22 protein-coding genes are annotated in these 21968 nt (G+C 32.1%); 19 read left to right on the top strand and 3 right to left on the bottom strand.

The window, feature by feature from the left end:
• Positions 1–246: 246 nt before the first annotated feature.
• A complete protein-coding gene (locus HZR23_RS14160) occupies positions 247–1866 on the top strand; it encodes an L-lactate permease (RefSeq protein WP_132847144.1) in 1620 nt (539 codons plus the stop codon).
• Positions 1867–2192: 326 nt separating this feature from the next.
• On the opposite strand, the gene HZR23_RS14155 is transcribed toward HZR23_RS14160, so the two are convergent.
• Positions 2193–2402, bottom strand: a complete 210-nt coding sequence (locus tag HZR23_RS14155) for a DUF378 domain-containing protein (RefSeq protein ID WP_330571353.1) — start codon at positions 2400–2402, stop codon at positions 2193–2195.
• Positions 2403–2550: 148 nt separating this feature from the next.
• On the opposite strand from HZR23_RS14155, the gene HZR23_RS14150 reads away from it, so the two are divergent.
• The 10 genes from HZR23_RS14150 to yajC all read left to right on the top strand — a co-directional run bounded on the left by HZR23_RS14150 (position 2551) and on the right by yajC (position 11250).
• Positions 2551–3756, top strand: a complete 1206-nt coding sequence (locus tag HZR23_RS14150) for a hypothetical protein (RefSeq protein WP_132847142.1) — start codon at positions 2551–2553, stop codon at positions 3754–3756.
• Positions 3757–3807: 51 nt separating this feature from the next.
• Positions 3808–4419 carry a BofC C-terminal domain-containing protein gene (locus tag HZR23_RS14145; protein ID WP_132847141.1) on the top strand — a complete coding sequence of 204 codons (612 nt, stop codon included), beginning with the start codon at positions 3808–3810 and terminating at the stop codon, positions 4417–4419.
• A 188-nt stretch (positions 4420–4607) separates the two neighbouring features.
• A complete protein-coding gene (gene ruvC, locus HZR23_RS14140; RefSeq protein WP_132847140.1) occupies positions 4608–5102 on the top strand; it encodes a crossover junction endodeoxyribonuclease RuvC in 495 nt (164 codons plus the stop codon).
• Positions 5103–5120: 18 nt separating this feature from the next.
• Positions 5121–5705 carry a Holliday junction branch migration protein RuvA gene (ruvA, locus tag HZR23_RS14135; RefSeq protein WP_132847139.1) on the top strand — a complete coding sequence of 195 codons (585 nt, stop codon included), beginning with the start codon at positions 5121–5123 and terminating at the stop codon, positions 5703–5705.
• 17 nt (positions 5706–5722) lie between these two features.
• Positions 5723–6736 (top strand): Holliday junction branch migration DNA helicase RuvB, encoded by a 1014-nt coding sequence (gene ruvB / locus HZR23_RS14130; protein WP_132847138.1) that lies wholly within the window; start codon positions 5723–5725, stop codon positions 6734–6736.
• Positions 6737–6740: 4 nt separating this feature from the next.
• Positions 6741–6956, top strand: coding sequence for a DUF2905 domain-containing protein (locus tag HZR23_RS14125; RefSeq protein WP_132847137.1), 216 nt, complete (start codon positions 6741–6743; stop codon positions 6954–6956).
• 138 nt (positions 6957–7094) lie between these two features.
• Positions 7095–8726 carry a SpoIID/LytB domain-containing protein gene (locus HZR23_RS14120; RefSeq protein ID WP_132847136.1) on the top strand — a complete coding sequence of 544 codons (1632 nt, stop codon included), beginning with the start codon at positions 7095–7097 and terminating at the stop codon, positions 8724–8726.
• 4 nt (positions 8727–8730) lie between these two features.
• On the top strand, positions 8731–9756 hold the full coding sequence (gene queA, locus HZR23_RS14115; protein WP_132847135.1) for a tRNA preQ1(34) S-adenosylmethionine ribosyltransferase-isomerase QueA: 1026 nt from the start codon (positions 8731–8733) through the stop codon (positions 9754–9756).
• A gap of 15 nt (positions 9757–9771) precedes the next feature.
• Positions 9772–10887 carry a tRNA guanosine(34) transglycosylase Tgt gene (gene tgt, locus HZR23_RS14110; protein WP_132847134.1) on the top strand — a complete coding sequence of 372 codons (1116 nt, stop codon included), beginning with the start codon at positions 9772–9774 and terminating at the stop codon, positions 10885–10887.
• A 90-nt stretch (positions 10888–10977) separates the two neighbouring features.
• Positions 10978–11250, top strand: coding sequence for a preprotein translocase subunit YajC (gene yajC / locus HZR23_RS14105; RefSeq protein ID WP_132847133.1), 273 nt, complete (start codon positions 10978–10980; stop codon positions 11248–11250).
• A 333-nt stretch (positions 11251–11583) separates the two neighbouring features.
• Here the strand turns inward: yajC and HZR23_RS14100 are convergent, their stop codons facing one another.
• On the bottom strand, positions 11584–11781 hold the full coding sequence (locus HZR23_RS14100) for a heavy-metal-associated domain-containing protein (RefSeq protein ID WP_132847132.1): 198 nt from the start codon (positions 11779–11781) through the stop codon (positions 11584–11586).
• A gap of 260 nt (positions 11782–12041) precedes the next feature.
• Here HZR23_RS14100 and HZR23_RS14095 point away from each other — a divergent pair, with 260 nt between their 5' ends.
• On the top strand, positions 12042–13490 hold the full coding sequence (locus HZR23_RS14095; protein WP_132847131.1) for an FAD-dependent oxidoreductase: 1449 nt from the start codon (positions 12042–12044) through the stop codon (positions 13488–13490).
• Positions 13491–13600: 110 nt separating this feature from the next.
• Here HZR23_RS14095 and HZR23_RS14090 read toward each other — a convergent pair whose 3' ends face one another.
• The gene (locus tag HZR23_RS14090) at positions 13601–14074 is read right to left on the bottom strand and encodes a hypothetical protein (protein ID WP_132847130.1); all 474 of its coding nucleotides are present in this window, start codon (positions 14072–14074) and stop codon (positions 13601–13603) included.
• 348 nt (positions 14075–14422) lie between these two features.
• On the opposite strand from HZR23_RS14090, the gene HZR23_RS14085 reads away from it, so the two are divergent.
• The 7 genes from HZR23_RS14085 (at position 14423) to HZR23_RS14060 (ending at position 21944) form a co-directional block, all read left to right on the top strand.
• Positions 14423–14848 carry a TIGR04086 family membrane protein gene (locus tag HZR23_RS14085; RefSeq protein WP_243098137.1) on the top strand — a complete coding sequence of 142 codons (426 nt, stop codon included), beginning with the start codon at positions 14423–14425 and terminating at the stop codon, positions 14846–14848.
• 72 nt (positions 14849–14920) lie between these two features.
• A complete protein-coding gene (gene scfA, locus HZR23_RS14080) occupies positions 14921–15061 on the top strand; it encodes a six-cysteine ranthipeptide SCIFF (protein ID WP_132847129.1) in 141 nt (46 codons plus the stop codon).
• Between the two features lie 100 nt (positions 15062–15161).
• On the top strand, positions 15162–16523 hold the full coding sequence (scfB, locus tag HZR23_RS14075) for a thioether cross-link-forming SCIFF peptide maturase (RefSeq protein WP_132847128.1): 1362 nt from the start codon (positions 15162–15164) through the stop codon (positions 16521–16523).
• A 165-nt stretch (positions 16524–16688) separates the two neighbouring features.
• Positions 16689–17918: a protein translocase subunit SecD gene (gene secD / locus HZR23_RS17365; RefSeq protein WP_243098136.1), complete on the top strand. Its 1230-nt coding sequence runs from the start codon at positions 16689–16691 to the stop codon at positions 17916–17918.
• A gap of 12 nt (positions 17919–17930) precedes the next feature.
• The gene (secF, locus tag HZR23_RS17360) at positions 17931–18821 is read left to right on the top strand and encodes a protein translocase subunit SecF (RefSeq protein ID WP_243098135.1); all 891 of its coding nucleotides are present in this window, start codon (positions 17931–17933) and stop codon (positions 18819–18821) included.
• Positions 18822–18894: 73 nt separating this feature from the next.
• Positions 18895–21441, top strand: a complete 2547-nt coding sequence (gene recJ, locus HZR23_RS14065; protein WP_132847127.1) for a single-stranded-DNA-specific exonuclease RecJ — start codon at positions 18895–18897, stop codon at positions 21439–21441.
• Positions 21432–21944, top strand: coding sequence for an adenine phosphoribosyltransferase (locus HZR23_RS14060; protein ID WP_132847126.1), 513 nt, complete (start codon positions 21432–21434; stop codon positions 21942–21944). The genes recJ and HZR23_RS14060 overlap by 10 nt, the downstream gene beginning before the upstream one ends.
• Positions 21945–21968: the final 24 nt, after the last annotated feature.

Raw genomic sequence — 21968 nt, 5'->3', positions numbered from 1 at the left:
TGTTAATTTTATAACCTTTTTTTAAAGATTTGTATTGAATAAAATCCATTTATTGAATATAATTAAGGTACTAGCATAAGATTTCTAAAAAAAGGGTTATCTTATGAAGGTCATTGTATCAATAATGAACAAATAATTATTTGATGCAATGGTACATTAAATATTCAATTTGGAGGTGGGAGTGAAAGCGAAGTTAATGATGGGGGAGTTAAAAATCGAATTTAAAATTCAAAGGGGGACAAGTGTATGTTATTGTTAACGGCATTTAGTGCTATTGTTGCACCATTTATTTTCTTAGTTCTTTTTAGAATGCCTGCTAAAAAAGGGATGACATTCAGTGCTATTATTCTTTTATTATTGGCTTCTACAGTGTGGGGAGTTCACAACAATGTTATCGTTGCATCTATTTTACAAGGTTCTCATAGAGCATTAACAATTATGTTAATTCTATTTGGTGCTATCGTTCTATTAAATACACTAAAACATACTGGCGCAGTAGATAGGATCAATGAAGGATTCAGAAACATTTCACCAGATATGCGTGTTCAGGCGATTATTGTTGGTTTCCTATTTGGAGCGTTAATTGAAGGTGCTGCAGGTTTCGGTACTCCAGCGGCGGTAGTTGGACCGCTAATGGTTGCACTTGGATTTACTCCAATGGCTGCTGCAACAATCGCATTAATAGCAAACTCTGTTCCTGTTTCATTTGGAGCGGTAGGAACTCCACACCTTGTTGGATTATCTAATATTCCAGGAATTATGGGAATTGCAGCTGAAGACTTAGCAGCAAGATCAACTTTCTTCCATGAAATCGCAAAAAGAGTTACTTCAATGGATTTATTCATTGCAACAGTTGTTCCTTCTCTTTTAGTATTTGTTTTAGTTTTCTTCTTTAGTAAAGAAAGAAAAATGTCTAATGCATTTGCTATGTTCCCATGGACATTATCTGTTGGGGTAGTATATGCGGCAACAGCTTTCACTGTAGCTCATGCTTTCGGACCAGAATTCGTTTCTATAGTAAGTTCACTAGTAGTTATTTCATATGCATCTGTTACAGCAAAAAAAGGTTTCTTACAACCAAAAGAAATTTGGACAGAAGCTTTAGTTGATGGATTCAAAGTTGAGGCTAAAAAATCTGATATGGGATTATTTGCAGCATGGAGCCCATATTTAGTTGTAGTTGGTTTATTACTTGTAACAAGACTTGTACCAGCTATAAAGAAATTTACTCAAACTAATGTTGACTTAACTTGGAGAAACATTATGGGAATCGAAGGAATCAACTCTGGATGGCAAGTACTTTATTCACCAGGAACAATTCTAGTTATAGCTGCATTAGCAGCAATATTAATTCAAGGTAAATCATTTGATTGTTTCATTAAAGCTTCTAAAGAATCTATTGGTTCAGTACAAGGTGCATCACTTGCGTTACTTCCAACATTAGCATTAGTACAAGTATTCACTAACTCAGGTATGAATGCAAATGAATTTGTTGCTATGCCTAGATATATTGCAATCGCAATGGCTGCTGGTTTAGGTGGAGTATGGCATAACGTTGCTCCTTACCTAGGAATTCTTGGAGCATTTATTACAGGTTCTGCAACTGTTTCTACATTAACATTCTCACCTATCCAATACGACGTTGCTACTCAAATGGGATTACCAACTTATGTTGTATTAGCGCAACAAGTTATGGGTGGAGCTGCAGGAAATATGATCTGCGTTCACAACGTAGTTGCTGCTACAGCGGTAGTAGGTCTTGTTGGTAAAGAGGGAGACGTTATTAGAAAAACTCTTGGACCATGTATCGTATACGGATTAATGATTGGTATCATGGGTATTATCGTAGCTGGTATTCTTGGTTAATTAACAGATAAATACTAATTATATAATTTAAATTAGGCGGCCACAGTTTGATATACTCGGATTGTGGCTGTTTAATTTTTTTTGTTTTCCTGTATTAACAATTACAAACTAGTGTAATTATATTAAAACCCATTCAAATTACGAACCATTTTTTAAGAATGTACAATATAATTCGTCCGGTGGTAGGACCACTTAATTAGTATATAATCAAAAGTTAGTATTGTCAACACGTAAATCTACATTGCAAATATAAACCAGTTTACATAAAAAATGTAAAAACAAATAGCTTTAAAAAATTTAAGCGGAGTTGAATACTCCGCTTAGTGTTATTCTCTTTGTTGAGATCTTTCTCTAAATAATAAGCTTATACAATAAGCTCCTGCGATACCTACAAGGGTATATACAACTCTACTTAATAGGGCTGATTGTCCACCAAATAACGATGCTACTAAATCCCATTGGAATAGTCCAATCAATCCCCAATTAAGGGCGCCTATTATAACTAAGACTAGTGCTAATCTATCCAAATATATCACTCCTATAAAAGAATTATTAATTCCTTAATAGTATGTTTCGGATAAGCAAATTTAATACATAAATTTAAATTTACATTAAAAACTATAATTAACTAACAAAATAGGTACATTATATTTTCTAAGTAAAAAAATATGATCGAGGTATATTATGAAGAATATAAAACCAAAATTTAAAATAATTCGTGGTGGCAAAACAAATCCGAAAATCTCCCAAACATTCTATTCAGCAATAGCAACTAGGACAAGATTGATGGGAGTTATAGCCTTAAAGGTTCATTGGATAACGACGGAAAATAAGAATTTCGTTCAATGGTTTTTATTGGATGCAGAGGAGCATGGAATCTATGATTATGCAAGCATTTTAACTTTCAATGAAAATGAGTTAGATCTGTATACTGATAGATTTATGGGTAGTTTAGGAGGAGGTAAAGTTAGTATATCTGAAGAAGATGTAATATATTTAATTAAAAACTATGGGAGATTGAATTTAAAGTTTAATCAACCATTACCTCCACCTTCTTTTGAGTATGATTTTATTATAAAAAGAAAGAATCAATTAGATATACAAGGTCAGGAAGCATTAACAGCTAAAATCTATGAGAAAATCGAGTCTCCGATTCAATTAGTTAATTTTTTTCTAATGAAAGTTGTGGCTAATGACTTGCCTGGAAGCAGATATTTATATTGTGGAGAAGATTTAAATATTAAGCTAGTAGATAAGGCATCAATTCTACTTAAAAACACTGTAAAATTAGTTGAAGAACATTGTGACAGGGCTTTATACACTGCGAAATCCATCATTGATAGTGATAGTGGATATATTAATGTAGTTACATTAGTTGAAACTAAAAAAGCAGAAGATGAATTTAGAGTAAAAAGTGTAAAAGTAGTTGATAAATTTCAAGTACCTTATGAGTTAATTTACAAAGAAATAAAAAAACAAGAACATATCTTAGTTTATAGAATAGGTAGTTGTGAAGCCCTTGAGAGGGAGCTTTTAATAATAAAGCCCAAATTATTAAAATATGAATTTATTAATGGACTAATGTTCGTGGAGTATAGAAAGAATAATGACCATGTTAAAAATGAAGAATATTATCTGGGTGCAGATTTGCTAGCAATATATTTTATAAGTGATTTTGATGAATTTATAATATGTTACTACGATGAAAATGATATGAATGAGCTACAAAATCTTCTTAATTATATTAAGTCAAAAGGTATGCTAAGTAAACCTAAAGAAATCGTAGTAGAAGGTTCAGTAATATACCAGTATGCACAGAATTTAGAGGAAGACTTCATGACGTTCATTAACAATATTGTTGTTACTAATGAAATCGATACAGATGTATAAAATATAGATAATTGGATAAAATAACCTCCAGATAATAAAGGAGGTTTTATTATGGTAAGAAGAAGACGTTCGATTGTAATACCATTATTAGTAGTTGCAATTTTTTCTGCATCAATGGGATATATTTTTGGTTACTATACATACAATAGGTCACCTAGACTGACTGAAATCGAAAATAATATTGATAATACAAACAATTTAAATAGTGAAAATAAAAGTGATTCTAATATAGTTAATGTAGCGACTCAAAAGGAAATTGTAAATAATGAAACTAAGATTATTTTTAGAACCTATTATGAGAGATGTAAAGAAAGTGTGGATACAGAAAGTACTTTAAATGATAATATGATAGGATTAAATGAAGAGGGTTTTAATGAGTTGATATTAAACACGATGCCTCAATTTGATTTGTTTAGCTTCTCAAAGGATGAAATAGTTTTATTAGAGAAGAAGCAAGATATTTGCCCAAAACATTATTTAATTACAGAGTATAACGGATATATAATAGTTTATAGATTTAATGAAGAAGGACAAAGGGTTATTTTCCAAGAAACTAGGATACCAGTTTCAATACTACCACCAGTGGATCAAGAAAAGCTTAAAAACGGAATAATTAAAAATAGTGAGGAAGAAGTAACCTCTCTCTTAGAAGATTATAGCTAATTAATGCGGAGTCTACTATATTTAGTAGACTCTTTTCTTTTGTTTGTTAAATGCTGGACAATAGCCTCTATATAGTATAAAATATATTCAAACGTACGTTCTGAGTTTGCGTGAATGCTTTTGTATTGGGCAGGTTAAAATCTTGTGTTAAACTATAAAATAGATAATTGATAATTTTGGAGGCAACTATGATTATATTAGGTATTGACCCTGGTATCGCTATAACTGGATATGGACTTATTAAATATTCCGGCAACCGTTTTGAAGTTATCAATTATGGTGCCGTAACAACAGATAGTAAGATGCCAATGCCACTAAGACTAAAGAAGATTTATGATGAGCTAGATAGTATTATAGATGTTTATAACCCTGAAGCAGTAGTAGTAGAAGAACTTTTTTTTAATACAAATGCTAAAACTGCAATTGTTGTTGGACAGGCTAGAGGTGTTGCTGTACTCGTTGCTGCGAATAACAATAAAGAAATATTTGAATATACACCTCTACAAGTTAAGCAAGGGGTAGTGGGGTATGGTAGAGCAGACAAAAATCAAGTACAGCAAATGATAAAAACTATTTTGAATTTAAATAAGGTACCAAAGCCTGATGATGTTGCGGATGCTTTGGCAATTGCAATATGTCATGCACATTCCGGTAAGTTTAAAAGTTTATTTCAAATTAAATAAATTTAGGGGGATATAATATTGTACGAGTATATTAAAGGTAGGATAGAGGATATATTATTAGATAAAATTATTGTTGATGTTAATGGAATTGGTTATAGAATAAATAGTTCGTTAGTAAGTGCTTCGCAGGTTACAAAGGGTGACATAGAAAAAATATTTACATATCTCGTAGTAAGAGAAGATGAAATAAATCTATATGGGTTTAAAACAAGAGAAGAATTAAATATGTTTCAAAAGTTACTTTCTGTTTCAAAGGTTGGACCAAAGGTAGCCGCAAGTATACTGTCCATGTATAACACTTCAACTCTAGGACAATTTATTTTATCTAACAATATTGGAGCTATCTCTAAGGTTTCAGGGGTTGGTAAAAAAACTGCTGAGAGAATAATATTAGAGCTTAAAGATAAAATAGATGCTAATGATTCCTTGGCTAATGATAATATTGTTGAAGTAGTTACTGCAAGCAGTAAAAGTGAAGAGGCTATTGAGGCTTTAATGACACTAGGCTATACAAAATACGAAATAAATAAAGTTTTAGATGGTGTAGGTGACGACTTTACAACTGAAGAAACAATAAAGCTAGCGTTGAAGCGACTTATGTAATAAAGTGAGGTGATAGTGTGCTAAGGGAGTTTGACGAAAGAATAGTTACAAAGGACGCTAAAGATGAAGATAAGGATATAGAAGTAGGTCTAAGGCCTAAAATGCTTAATGAATATATCGGACAAGATAAAGTTAAAGAAAAGCTTAAGATATTCATTGAGGCAGCACTACAGAGAAATGAGTCATTAGACCATGTTCTTCTATATGGGCCACCGGGTCTTGGAAAAACAACCTTATCAACAATAATTGCAAATGAAATGAATGTAAATATTAGAGTTACCTCAGGTCCTGCCATAGAAAGACCTGGAGATTTAGCGGCAATACTTACTAATTTATCTGATAATGATGTTCTGTTTATAGATGAAATACATAGATTAAATAGATCTGTAGAGGAAGTTTTATATCCTGCAATGGAAGATTTCGCCCTTGACATAATAATTGGTAAAGGGCCAAGTGCTAGGTCAATAAGATTAGACTTAAATAGATTTACTTTAATAGGTGCTACGACAAGGGCTGGTCAATTAACATCCCCCTTAAGAGATAGATTTGGAGTTATATGTAAGCTTGAATTATATGATACAAATATGTTAAAGAGAATAATTAAAAGGTCAGCAGATATACTAAAAGTGTATATAGATGACGGCGGAGCAAAGGAAATAGCTCTTAGATCTAGAGGAACCCCAAGAATTGCAAATAGGTTGCTTAAAAGAGTAAGGGATTATTCTCAAGTAAGGGCAAATGGAAGTATTACTGAAGACGTAGCTAAAAATGCACTGGATTTGTTAGAAATAGATTCCCTCGGATTAGATAATGTTGATAAAAGAATGATAGAAGTAATGATTGAAAACTTTGGTGGTGGACCAGTAGGATTAGATACTTTAGCTGCCTCAACTGGAGAAGAAAGATCAACTATAGAGGATGTCTATGAACCTTATCTACTTCAAATAGGGTTTATTAATAGGACCCCTAGGGGCAGAGTAGTGCTAGAGAAAGGTTACAAACATTTTAATATACCATATAATAAGGAGTAGTATTATGGAACAATTTAGTAGGATATTCATTTACTTAGGAATAGGGTTAATAGTAGTAGGACTATTGCTCGGATTTGGTGGAAGACTTGGTCTTGGTAGACTTCCAGGAGATCTGTTTTTTAGGAAAGGTAACGTAAGTTTTTATTTTCCAGTAGCAACTAGCATAATACTCAGTGTACTACTAACGGTAATATTAAATATATTTTTTCGAAGACCCTAAGGCTTTCCGATTTGGATAGCCTTAGTTTTTTTAGTAACTTTTATGTTACAATTTTGTTACGATTTCTTAAATTAAAGGAATATATCAAACTTTGTCGAAGTTAGTAATATAATGGTTATTCTTATAGGGGGCAATTAAATGAAAATGAGAAGGTATTTAGTATTAGCATTAATTATTAATCTAATTTTGTTAAACTTAAGTAGTATATTAGCCTACGGGAACAATATTTCACCAGAATTTATTAAAGTAGGTTTGTTTTTTAGTAATTCTTCAAAGTCGGTAGTGAACTTACGGGGATCTTCACAAATATCCGTAGGTAGATATGAAGGGAATCAATTCATAGAGTTACTAAATCTTGGGCAAGATAATAGTATATTCGTAAGAAAAGATGCATATTACATGGGTGCAAACGGCAATTATGTAGAATTTACTGGAGACATTAATAGTGCCAGTGGACAAAACATAAAGGGGCCTTTCCATGTACAAATAGGAGATAATTTTAGTTCGAGGGAACAGGCTTTAGGATTAATAAACTCTTTAGCCATTAATGAGCAGCCATATTTAGTTTATGAGAATGGCTGGAAGGTATTCGTAGGGCTATATACTACTTTAGATCAAGCACAAAATGCTGCGGGCTTAATTCAATCAGCTTGCGGCCAAAGTGTAACTGTTATTAATCCTTCTTCGACTAGAGTACAGGTGTTAAATTCTTCTGATAGAGTATTGTTTATGTTTGACTCCAAGGAAGAATTGCATTTTAGAACTTCCACTGTAATTAGTGTAGATGGTAGAAATTATAGGGGTAGTATAACTTTTCTGAGACAAACAGGTAGTGATATGACAGTAATAAATAGATTACCATTTGAAGAGTATTTATATGGAGTTATACCTAGAGAGATGCCTGCTTCTTGGCCGAGAGAGGCTTTAAAGGCCCAAGCAGTAGCAGCTAGAAGTTTCGCAACTACAGCATACAACAAGTTTTCACATTTAGGCTTCAATGTTTGTAATACTGTTAATTCACAGGTATATGGTGGCTTCGATGGAGAAAATCCAAATAGTAATGCGGCAGTAGAAGAAACTAGAGGCAAGGTTGTTGCCTTTAATGGAAAAATTATTGATGCATATTTCCATTCAAATAGTGGTGGACATACAGAAAATAGTGAAAATATTTGGTCAGCTGTTGTACCATATATTAGAGGAGTTCAGGATGATTATTCTTTAGATGCTCCAAATTCTTCATGGCAAGTAACTCTTAGCAAGACAGAAGTTAGAAATATATTAGAACAAAATAATATTTTTATCGGCGATGTTTTAGATATTATAGTGACTTCTAGGTCGATTAATGGTAGAATATTGACTTTGGAGGTTATTGGAACAAATGGTAAAGAAGTTATGCAAAAACAAAGATCAAGAACTATCTTTGGACTTAGAAGTAGTTGGTTTGATGTTAACAGTGGAACTTCTTCTGCTTCGTCTATGACTTTAAAAAATGATTCAAATCAATCATCTGCTAGCATAGACGGAAAGCATGTTATTTCTAGGAGTGGTGTAACAAAATTAAATAATTTAGATAATACTAGAGTATATAATGGGCAACAATATAAGGAGATAGTAGTGAATACAAATTCCCAAGGTGACTTTGTGTTTAATGGCCGTGGCTTTGGTCATGGCTTAGGTATGAGTCAGCATGGGGCCAAAAAAATGGCAGAACTGAATTTAACATATGTAGATATATTAACTCATTATTATACAGGAGTGAAGGTGGAATAATTTAATGAAGACAAAGGATTTTGATTTTTTTCTTCCGGAGCATTTAATTGCGCAACATCCTTTAGAAAAAAGAGACCATTCAAGGTTAATGGTTATAGAAAGAGATACGGGAGATATTAATCATAAGCATTTTTACAACATAATTGACTATTTAAATGAAAATGATTGCTTAGTATTAAATGATACAAGAGTTTTACCTGCGAGACTAATCGGTGAAAAGGAAGAAACCGGTGGTAAGGTTGAATTTCTTTTATTAAAAAGAACTAGCCTAGATACATGGGAAACTTTAGTTAAACCAGGAAAAAAAGCTAAAATTGGCTCTAAGTTTTCCTTTGGTGAAGGTATGTTAAATCTCGAAGTAGTTGACATTGGCGAAGAGGGTTCACGTATTGTTAAATTTTCATATGATGGAATATTTGAAGAAGTATTAGAACGATTAGGTAAAATGCCTTTACCTCCATATATAACCGCTGAATTAGAAGATAAGGAAAGGTATCAAACTGTATATTCTAAGGAGGTTGGCTCTGCTGCAGCACCAACAGCTGGTTTGCATTTTACAGAGGAGCTATTAGAAAAAATCAAAAACAAAGGCGTTAATATAGTATATATTACATTACACGTAGGCTTAGGTACATTTAGGCCCGTTAAAGCTGAGGATATTTCCGAGCATAAAATGCATTCTGAGTTTTATAGTATTTCAGAAAAAGCAGCTAAAACAATTAATGAATGTAAAAGTAACGGAAATAAGGTTATAGCAGTAGGAACAACTAGTTGTAGAACACTTGAATCAGCTAGCGAAGTTCCTGGTAAAATAGAAAGTAAAACAGGATGGACAGATATATTTATTTTTCCTGGCTATAAATTTAAAATAATTGATAGCCTAATTACTAATTTCCATCTCCCGGAGTCTACGCTAATTATGCTAGTAAGTGCTTTGGCAGGCAGAGAAAATATTTTAAATGCTTATAAAGTTGCAGTTGAAGAAGAATATAGATTCTTTAGCTTTGGAGATGCAATGTTATTAAAATAGAGAGGCAGGAAACATATGGGTATTAAATATGAACTCATTAAAGAGTGCAAGCAATCAGGAGCGAGACTTGGCAAAATTTATACACCTCATGGTGTAATAGAAACTCCGATATTTATGCCGGTTGGAACACAGGCAACTGTTAAAACAATGACAAAAGAGGAGCTAGAGGAAATACACTCCCAAATAATTCTTAGTAATACATACCATTTATACCTTAGACCTGGTCATGAATTGATTAAAAAGGCTGGGGGATTACATAAATTCATGAATTGGGATAAACCAATACTAACGGATAGCGGCGGTTTCCAAGTGTTTAGTCTTGGGGATTTAAGAAAAATAACTGAAGAAGGGGTAGAATTTAGATCACACATTGATGGGTCTAAGCATTTTATTAGCCCAGAAAAGGCTGTTGAAATCCAAACAGCTCTAGGTTCAGACATAATGATGGCATTTGACGAGTGTGCCCCTTATCCTGCAGATAGAGAGTATGTAAAAAATTCATTAGAGAGAACTACTCGATGGGCAAAGAGATGCAAAGAGGCCCATTGGAATACTGAAAAACAGAGTTTGTTCGGGATTATACAAGGTGGAATGTATAATGACCTTAGAAAAATAAGTGCTGAACAAATAATCGAATTAGATTTTCCAGGTTATGCAGTAGGAGGATTAAGTGTTGGGGAGCCTAAGCCTTTAATGTATGAAGTATTAGACCATACAACTCCATTAATGCCTAAGGATAAACCAAGATATTTAATGGGTGTTGGAAGTCCAGATGCCTTAATCGAAGGTGTAATTAGAGGGATAGATATGTTTGACTGCGTACTACCGACTAGAATCGGTAGAAACGGTACTGCTATGACTAGTCATGGTAAAGTAATTATTAAAAATGCAAAGCATACTGAATCCTTTGAACCCTTAGATGTAGAATGTGGCTGCTATACATGTAAAAATTATTCAAGAGCATATTTAAGACATTTATTTAAGGCAGATGAAATATTAGGTTTAAGATTACTGACATATCATAACCTATATTTCTTATTGAAATTAATGGAAGAAATGAGACAGGCCATTAGAGAAGATAGATTGTTGGATTATAGGAAAAGTTTTTACGAAAAGTATGGCCTTAAATAATGCTAATATATAGCATAAAAAGGAAATTTGATAGTTCGCGTTGAATATATAATTTAAGTATTTAAACTTATTTAGAAAAGGGGTTATTAAATGGAAACACTGAGTCAATTAGTATTACCTTTTGGGTTTGCTGCAGGTATTTATTTTCTTATGATTCGCCCACAACAAAAGAAGGACAAGAAGATTAAAAATATGAGAAATAACCTAAAGGTTGGAGACGAGGTAACTACAATCGGTGGGATATATGGAAAAGTAATTAAAATCAAAGATGATATAATTACTATTGAAGTAGGTTCGGATAAAACTAAGCTTGCAATTGCTAAATGGGCAGTAGGAGATGTTGTTAATCCTGAGAATAATTAACTTTTATAAAAGTGGTAACCTTTTAGTAGGCTTATCACTTTTATTTATATAAATGAAACTTTTTACATCTTAAAAAAATGTAGGATTTATTCTAGGGAAATGAAGAAATTCAAAATCTTTACTTATGTTTTTTGGAAGAGTTGCCTTTAGAAATGAGATTAATGTGAAGAAGCTGATAGATGCACTAAAAGGTGAGCTAAGTGATAATTGTATAGATCCACGCATTGAAATAGAACAATTATAAGTGAAAATAGCTGTGCCTTTAATAAACTTAAATTAATCCAATAAAACATAATTTATATTAAACAAGCCAACTGAGGCTTGCTCATTTTTTTATAAATAGTTTTTTTGTCGTAAGATTGATTCTATTTCAGAAGAAGAAACTTTAGAATCATCATAATTAACAGTAACTGTATTAGCAAAGGAGTCTAATCTAACCGAATTAATACCATCAAGTTTAGATATAGAATTATGAATATTTTTTCCATTAGATTTTACATCAGTATTTAGTTTAAATTTATTTGCTTTCATATTTTTACCTCCTTAAATATTATTAGCTTTGTAGATATGTAATTATAAGTAGAAAACTAAGTTTCATTTTCCTTTTATATAGTGGTCTAATGACAGAAAATACAAATATAAACATATCATAAAAATTTCTACAGAAAAAGATGGTATAAATTATTCATTTCTATTTTAGTACATAAAAAAAACTTTGACATTGATGCGAATATATCAAAGTTTGTGATACAATTATCAAGTTAGTATTAATAATAATAAGGAGGAGATTAATGATGTTAAAGAGTAAATTATTAAAACTAACCATGGTAATTATGTTAGTTGGAAGTCTAATAGTAGGCTGTAGTTCACCTGCTACACCTAGTACAACGAATGGGGATAAAATTAGTACAGATGTAGTAGTAATAGGTTCTGGTGGAGCGGGATTATCTGCTGCTATAGAAGCTAAAAATGCAGGATTAGAAGTAATTGTAGTTGAAAAGATGGCATTTGTAGGTGGAAATACATTAAGAGCAACAGGTGGTTTAAATGCTGCGGGTACTTCTGTACAAGAAGCATTAGGAATTGAAGATAGTGCTGAAGTGCATTATGCTGACACTATGAAAGGTGGATATGATAAAAATGATCCAGAATTAGTTAAAGCCTTTACTGATAATGCAGCTGATGCAATTGAATGGTTATTATCTCTAGGTGGAGACTTTAATGACGTTGGTAAATTAGCAGGTTCTACAAATAACCGTTCCCATCGTCCATCCGGTGGAGCTCCTGTAGGTCCAGAAGTTGTTAAAACTTTAAAAACAGCAACAGAGCAACTAGGGATTCAAATTATGACAGAGACTACTGCAATCGAAATTGTAGCAGAAAATAATGTAGTATCTGGGATCGTTGCTGAAGATAAAGACGGAAAAGTTATTAACATAGAGGCAAAAGCTGTTATTTTAGCAACTGGTGGTTTTGGCGCCAATGCTACTATGCTAGTTGAGTGGGATAGTGCATTAGAAGGATTTGGTACAACTAATCAGCCTGGAGCTACTGGAGATGGAATTGCAATGGCTACGGCTATAGGTGCTGCCCTAGTAGATATGGAAGAGATTCAAACTCATCCAACTGCAGTACCAAGTAATGGTTATATGATTACTGAGGCTGTTAGAGGTAATGGAGCTATATTAATAAATAGAGATGGAAAGAGATTTGTAAATGAATTAGCAACAAGAGATGTTGTTTCTGCTGCTATGTTGGCACAAGAAGGACAAACGGGTTTCCTATTTTTTGATCAAAGCGTAACGGATTCTTTAAAAGCTATCCAAGACTATATTTACCAAGGAATTGTTATAGATGGTGAGACTATAGACGAGTTGGCAGGAAAATTAGAAATAGATACAGAAGCATTAGTTGCTACTGTTCAAGCTTATAATGGTTTTGTTACTTCAGGAGTAGATGGAGAATTTGGAAGAAATGATATGCCAAGATCTCTAAAAGTTAGTAAGTTTTATGCTATAGAAGTAGGTCCAGCAGTTCACCATACAATGGGTGGTATAAAGATTAATAATAAAGCGGAAGTAATAAATGTAGAAGGTAGCCCAATTGTTGGTTTATTTGCAGCAGGTGAAGTAACTGGCGGAGTACATGGGGGTAATAGATTAGGTGGAAATGCATTAGCAGACATAGTTGTATTCGGTAGAATAGCTGGAAAAAGCGCTACAGAATTTTTAAATAATTAATATTATATAGTAATAGTACTTAAAGGAGTGTTCCTAGTCGGAACCCTCCTTTTTAGTACTTTTTAGTCTACCTTATAATTATTTTATATAGTAATTCATTGAAGAATACTCTAAACTATTGAGAAAATTATCCATATGAATCCAGGAAAAATAAAAAACATAATTAACAACATTTTGATTCTTCTTTTTTTATTATGCTCAACTTCCCAATCACTTTCAATTTCATCTTCCTTTTGAATATCTAATTCTTCTTTGTTATACGCACCTATTATTTCTTTTGCACTTTCTAACAGTGATGACGGAACATACATGTCAATTCCGAAATTTGACCGACCCATAGAAATCGTCAAATATCCACCTGCACCTCTATATTTCTTTAGAAAAGGAATCTTATGTAACAGTAGCTGTGATTCTATTATTGATGCTTCCGAATCACTACCTACAGATAACAGGAAAATCTCTTTATCAAATTCAATACGTTCATTGTTCGTGGGGGCTATTGAAGAAACTAATTCAGAATCACATACACCACATGTTACAAACCCTTCTCTATATTCTTCTAGACACTCGGGACACCTTGGCATGTTATCACTCCCATCTCCTATTATTTCTTGCATTTTAATAGCTTTAATGATGTCATAATATAAAATGTTACTGTTTTTTTACTATTAATCATAACAATAATTGCTTTTGTGTAATTATATCAGTATAAGTGAATAATTGGAAACAGCTTGAAATTATATTGTTATTTCACTAATGTTTTTTAAAATAGCCTAAAACTTTGTGGTAGGCGTTAGGATTTTAACCTAAATTAAACAGTCAGTTGAATTATTTTTGTATATCAACGTAATAATCTGAATATTAGGCACCTTGTACGAATATTTATAAATATAGAGAAAAAGTTACATATTCAATAAGTGGAGGTGTCAAATTTGAAATTTAAAGCTAGAAATAGAATAAAACCTAAAACACAAACTTCTACAAAGGTTAAAAATAATAATATTATAAAAACCTATGGTATGGGCTTAATTAGGGGTTACGTGCTTTCTCTAGTTCTATTTTTAATTAGTGCCGTATTATTTACCTATACGAAGTTATCGGAAGGTATAATTCCTGCATTAATTTCATTTGTAATGATCATAAGCGTTGCCTATTCAGCTATCTATGTTTCTGTCCATAGAAAAAGTAAAGGCTGGCTTCATGGTGCAATCATAGGTGTAATTTATATGGTACTTATAGTTGCTTTAAGCTTAATATTTATTCCAGGGTTTACCCTAGACAAAGCCGTATATTATAGAATAATAATCTGTAAAGTTACTGGTTTAGTAGGTGGAATGATAGGTATAAATATAAAATAAATATACTTTTGCATTTTAAATATTTATGGTATAATTCTATAGTATTTAAAACTTAATAAGGGGGCATGAAACATGAAACATATTAAAACACTTAGTGGAGCGACTTTAGCTAATAGTGCTTCTAAAGGCGGATGTGGAGAATGTCAAACTTCTTGTCAATCTGCTTGTAAAACTTCTTGTACTGTTGCAAACCAAGAGTGCGAAAACCGTTAAGAAAAATACATAAAGCTAAACAGCAGTTTTGCATTGTTTTGTAACTGCTGTTTTTTTTCATGAGTAATAAAGTGTGTTTATAGGAAGGAGTAAGTTAGTAATGATCCATAAGTTTCATTCGGAGGGTACATATGTAGTACTAGATGTTAATAGTGGGGCAGTTCATGTTGTAGATGAAATTGCATTTAATGTACTAGATTACTATCCTCAGAAAGATAAATTAGAGGTTGTAGGTATATTAAGTCAAAAATACGATAGTCAAGATATAAAAGAGGCTATAGAAGAAATTGACACTTTAATTAAAGACGGGCTATTATATAGAGAAGAAAGATATATAACCCATGAAAATTTTATTAATAAAAAGCCTGTAGTTAAGGCCCTTTGCTTACACATTGCCCATGATTGCAATATACGATGTCAATACTGCTTCGCCTCACAAGGTAACTTTAAGGGTGAAAGGTCTATGATGTCTGTAGATATAGGGAAAAAAGCAATCGATTTTTTATTAGAGAAGTCGGGTACAAGAAGAAATTTAGAGGTAGACTTCTTTGGTGGAGAGCCTTTAATGAATATGGATACAATTAAGGAAATAGTAAGCTATGGTAGATTAAAGGAGAAGGAATATAATAAAAATATTCGATTTACGTTAACTACTAATGGTGTATTATTAAATGATGAAAATATGAAGTACATCAATGATGAGATACACAATATTGTTTTAAGTATAGACGGAAGACCTGAAACTAATGATAAAATGAGATATACAATCAATGGTGATGGAACCTATGAATTAATTCTTCCAAAGATTAAAAAAATGGCAGAGCTTAGGAAGGACAAGCATTACTATGTAAGAGGAACCTTTACTAGACATAATAAGGATTTTGCAGAGGATGTACTTCACTTAGCTGACTTAGGTTTTGAAAACCTATCCGTAGAGCCTGTTGTTGCTGAACCTCATCATGATTATGCTATTAGGGAAGAGGACTTGCCACAAATATTTATGCAATATGATTATTTAGCAGATCAACTATTGAAAAGAAGCAAAACAGATAAAAAATTCAATTTCTTCCACTTTAATATTGATTTAAACCAAGGTCCATGTGTAATCAAAAGATTATTAGGATGTGGTGCAGGTGCTGAATATCTAGCTGTTACTCCTGAAGGAGAGCTTTATCCATGTCATCAATTTGTTGGAAATGAAAAATTTAAGGTCGGTAATGTTATAGATGTTTCTTTAGACACCACCTTATATAATCATTTTTCTGAAGCTCATGTATACAATAAGGAAAAATGCAATGAGTGTTGGGCAAAGTTTTATTGTAGCGGCGGGTGCCATGCCAATGCATATAACTTTAACCAGGACATATATAAGCCATATAGTATAGGCTGTGAGATGGAGAAGAAAAGAATTGAGTGCGCTATTATGATTCAAGCGAAATTATCCAACGAAGAACAGATGTAAATAATGGATAGATTTATAAAAAATTAGTAATAGTGTATAAAACTACATCGCAAATATGAGTAAAATACTGGTATAATCAATATTGTATGTAAAGCTTCAATATTGACGCTTTTATATGTTGAGTATATAATTAAACTTATGATATTAGGTTAGGGGGAAGGCATAATGAAAATGAAAAGCGCAATAATATTTTTAATAATTATTGCAATTGTAGGGTTATCAACGTACACTGCATTGAATGGTTTACAGTTAGGAGAGTATGAAATTAGGCCTGTAAAAGAGGCAATTAATCAAGGGTTAGATTTACAAGGTGGAGTTTATGTAGTATATGAGGCAGAAACTGATGCTACAGGTAGTGAACTTGACCAAATGATTCAACAAACTATTGAAGTATTTAGAAGAAGAGTTGACTCTATGGGACTTCTTGAGCCAGTGATTGTTAGAGAAGGTGAAAGAAGAATTCGTGTTGAGCTTCCGGGTGTAGACAATGCACAGGATGCATTAGAGCTTATTGGTAAGACAGCTCAGTTGCAGTTTGTTACTCCAGATGGTGAAGTTATCCTAACAGGTAATAATGTTAGAAAGGCCGAGGCAACTTTTGCTAATAGCGTACCTGTAGTTGGATTAGAATTTGATAGTGAAGGAACTAAAGCCTTTGCAGACGCTACAACAAAGTTTATCGGAGATAGAATATATATTGTTTTAGATGAAGAAGTTATATCTGCACCAACTGTAAGAAATGTAATTTCAAATGGTGTTGGTCATATTGAAGGTGGATTTACAGTAGAGGATGCAGCAAGACTTGCTTCTCTAATTAGAGCTGGAGCACTTCCTGTTAACCTAGCAGAGGTAGAATCTTCTTCTATTACTGCTACTCTAGGTGTTAATGCATTAAATCGAAGTGTACAAGCTGCTCAAATCGGTATTATTCTAATTCTACTATTTATGCTAGTATACTATAGAATACCTGGATTAGTAGCAAATATAGCTTTAGTAATTTATGTTTTATTAGTGTTAGGGATCTTTGCAGGCTTAAATGCTACATTAACTTTGCCTGGTATTGCAGCTTTAATACTTTCAGTGGGTATGGCAGTAGATGCTAATGTAATTATCTTTGAAAGAATTAAAGAAGAGATTAAACTTGGTAAAACTGTGAGATCTGCAATTGATTCAGGATTTAAAAGTGCATTTAGAGCTATATTAGATTCAAATATTACAACTCTTATTGCAGGTGTTGTGTTATATCAATTTGGTACAGGTCCAATTAGAGGTTTTGCTGTAATGTTAATTGTAGGTATTGCAGTGAGTTTATTTACAGCAGTTTTCGTTACAAGATTCTTACTAAAGCTTCTTGTTGGAATGAATGTAACTAACAATAAATTATACGGTGCGTAAGGGGGAAAAATCATGAAATTTGTAGAGAATAAAAAAATATCCTTTGCCATCTCAACTATAATTATAGCCATAGGTTTAGTTATGACGATGATAAATGGATTAAACTACGGAATAGACTTTACTGGTGGAACATTAATAGAAATTGATTTACATCAAGCAGTAGAGGTAGATGAGGTAAGAGAAATCATTAACCAATTCGATACTACTTCTAGTATAAGTTTCTTAGGTGAAGATAGACAAGTAGTTCAAATTAGAACTACTGCTGATTTTAATAGTGAGGTTAGATCAGATATATTTGAACAGTTCAAAGAAAAGTATAATCTAGAAGAAAATGAGCCTGCAAGATCACAACAATTCGGTCCTGCAATAGGTAAGGAGATAAGGGATAGAGCATTACTATCTATTATTGTTGCTGCAATTGGAATGCTAATCTATATTTCATATAGATTTGAGTTTAGATTTGGTGTTGCTGCGGTTGTAGCACTTATTCATGACGTTTTAATAGTTCTTTCGGTATATGCTATATTCAGAGTCCCAGTTAACGGACCTTTTGTTGCTGCGATTTTAACTATAGTAGGTTACTCAATAAATGATACTATCGTAGTATTCGATAGAATAAGAGAAAATTTAAGATTTTTAAGAAAATCAAACTATACTCAAATTGCTAATGATAGTATTAACCAGACTGTAAGACGTTCAATTAATACTTCATTAACTACATTAATTACAATAGTTGCTCTTTATGTATTAGGGGTACAACAAATTAGAGATTTCGCTCTACCGTTAATTGCTGGGGTTATTGCTGGAACATATTCATCAATTTTTATTGCCAGTCCAGTATGGGTAATGCTTAAAGAAAAGCAAAGCGGAAAATCATATAAAGCAAATACAGAAACGAACTAATAAAAAGGCAGCATAGGCTGCCTTTTTAAATAGTCTAAAGGACTATTTCTAATTAATATATGCAGGTGATAAAATGCTTAATAGAAAATATTGGATATATAGGGACCATGAGCAAGTACATATTGATAACTTAGTTAAGGAATTAAATATATCTGAAATAACTGCTAGACTTCTAATTAATCGAGGATTTACCGATTGTAGTAAAGCTGCAGTTTTTTTAAATTCATCATTAGATGATTTAAATGATCCATATTTGTTAAAAGATATGGATAGGGCCGTTTCAAAAATAAAGAAAGCTATCGATGAAAAGCAGGCTATCTGGATATATGGAGATTATGACGTAGATGGTATATCTAGTACTGCAGTACTCATTAAATATTTCAACTTAATTAATTTTCCTGTTAATTATTATATTCCAGATAGAATAGAAGAAGGCTATGGAATAAATTTAAGTGCGATTGAGAAAATTGCTTCAGAGGGCGGCAATTTGATTATTACAGTAGACTGTGGTATTACAGCTGTAAAAGAAGTAGAAAAGGCTAAAGAGCTTGGCATTGATGTAATAATTACGGATCATCATGAGTGTCAAAGGGAATTGCCTAGAGCTATAGCTATAATTAATCCTAAACAGGATGGATGCAACTACCCATTTAAAATGCCTTGTGGATGCGGTATAGCATTTAAATTAATACAAGCCCTATTACCAAAGGAAATATTTATAAGCCATATAGATATATTCATTGATATAGTTGCGATTGCAACTATTGCGGATATGGTACCTTTAACTGATGAAAACAGAATATTTGTTAAATATGGTTTAGGAATTATAGAAAATAGCAATAATTTAGGTATAAAAATGTTAGTGGAAAGCTGTGGTTTAGAAGGAAAGAAAATTACTGCTGGACACATTGGATATATGATCGCACCAAGAATAAATGCTGCGGGTAGAATTAGTTCTCCGCAGAATGCAGTAAGGCTGTTAATAACTGATGATATAAATGAAGCTAGGAATTTGGCAAAGCTTTTAAGTGATGAAAATAGTAAAAGGCAAGATATGGAGGCGGAAATAGTAGAAGAGGCCTTGAGAATTGTAGAATCAGATAAAAATTACGAACACGAAAAAGTATTAGTTATAAGTGGCGATGGATGGCATCATGGGGTTATAGGAATAGTGGCCTCAAGAGTTGTAGAGAAATTTCACAAGCCAACAATAATTTTAGCTGTTGAACACGGGATTGCTAAGGGGTCAGCTCGAAGCATTTCAAAGTTTAATCTGTTTAAAGCCTTGGAAAGCTGTGGCGATCTTTTCTTGAAATTTGGAGGACATGAACAGGCTGCAGGGTTAACCTTGCTACAAGAAAATGTACAAGCATTTAGGACAAAAATAAATGAGCTCGCAAATGAAATTCTTTCAGAGGAAGACTTAATACCTGAAATTCATTGTGATACGGAGTTAATGCTAAATAACATAAATGAATCATTTATTGACGAACTTTCAAATTTAGAGCCTTATGGTATAGGAAATCCAACACCACAATTTTACTGTATCAATCTAAAAACTAAAAAGATAAATATTTTAGGCAGTGATGGAAAGCACATTAAGATTCAATTTTCAGAGGGTAATAAAGTAATAGAATCTATTGGCTTTAATATGGGAAGTTATGCGGCTGCTATTGAACATAATAATAAAATTGGGGCAGTGTTTACACCTGAGTTTAATTTTTTTAATAACAAAAAGACTATACAGTTAAAGCTTAAGGATATAAAATTGTTTTCTAATACATATACCAATGAGGAAATTAAGACCCAATACTTTAACTCATTTATTGAAAAAAAAATGGTTGAAGATATAAAAGAAGTTGACTTATCGACTCTAAATAATTATATCCATTATTACGAGGATAAGGATTACTTTTTAGTTAACTATATTTATAGGGCTGAAGGTCCACTACTAATAATCGTAAATACATTAGAACAGGCTTCTAGAATATTTAAATTAATGGATATTAGGCAAGGGAGTAGTAGTCGGGTAAATATTTTCTTCAATAACCCTATAGATAATAACCGCCACAAAAATACAATTGATATTATAATTAATCCAAATATTGATAAAATTCAGTATAAAATATATAATAATATTATTGCATATGATTTCTTCTTTACACAAATGGACTTAATTACATTTATTACTAAGGAACAAAGTGTAAATAAAATAATTCTATATGAGAAAAATGACGAATTATCAAATGAAAGATTTATAAAAAGTATTACTCCAACTAGAGATAAACTAACAATAGTTTATAAAGCATTAAGGGATAATTTTAATAACTCTACTGTTGAGTTAAGTGAAATTATTTCATATATTAAAGGACAAAAATTTGATATAAATACTATTCTTTTAAATAGGTCATTAGTAATTTTCTCAGAGGGTAATCTAATAAAAGATCCATTTATTCTTGGACAGAAAGGGTATGTAAGTATTAATATAGAGGTACAAAAAAGCAAAATAAATATTGAAGATTTACTAAGCTACAAATCATATATTGATTGTTATAATAGCTTCCTAAATTATAAAAAAAGGTTGCTTAACCATATCGAGGAGGAAAGAAAATGGACTTAAGAAGTAAGATTAGAGAAATTCAGGATTTTCCACAAGAGGGTATTAACTATAAGGATATAACTACTCTTTTAAAGGATAAAGAGGCCTTTAAATATTCAATTGATAAATTATCTGAGCAATTAAAGGATTTAAATGTTGATATTGTAGTTGGTCCAGAATCAAGAGGCTTTATATTTGGTTGCCCAGTGGCGTATAACATTGGGGCGGGTTTTGTTCCTATTAGAAAGCCTGGTAAGCTTCCTGCTGAAACTATTAAATATGAATATGCATTAGAATATGGAACTGATACTCTAGAAATACATAAGGATGCTATTACAAAAGGGCAAAGAGTAGCAATTGTTGACGATCTACTAGCAACAGGTGGGACAGTTTTAGCCACTGCTAAATTAGTTGAACAATTAGGCGGAGAAGTTGTTTCAATGAATTTTTTAATAGAATTAACCTTTTTAAACGGAAAAAATGTACTTAAAAATTATAAGACAAGCTCATTAGTTCAATATTAGAATAGAATTATATATATAAATCTT

Origin of the sequence: Serpentinicella alkaliphila (assembly GCF_018141405.1) — a bacterium.
Classification (GTDB): domain Bacteria; phylum Bacillota; class Clostridia; order Peptostreptococcales; family Natronincolaceae; genus Serpentinicella; species Serpentinicella alkaliphila.
The sequence above is the reverse complement of the archived record's forward strand: the minus strand, read 5'-3'. Positions and strand labels throughout refer to the sequence as shown.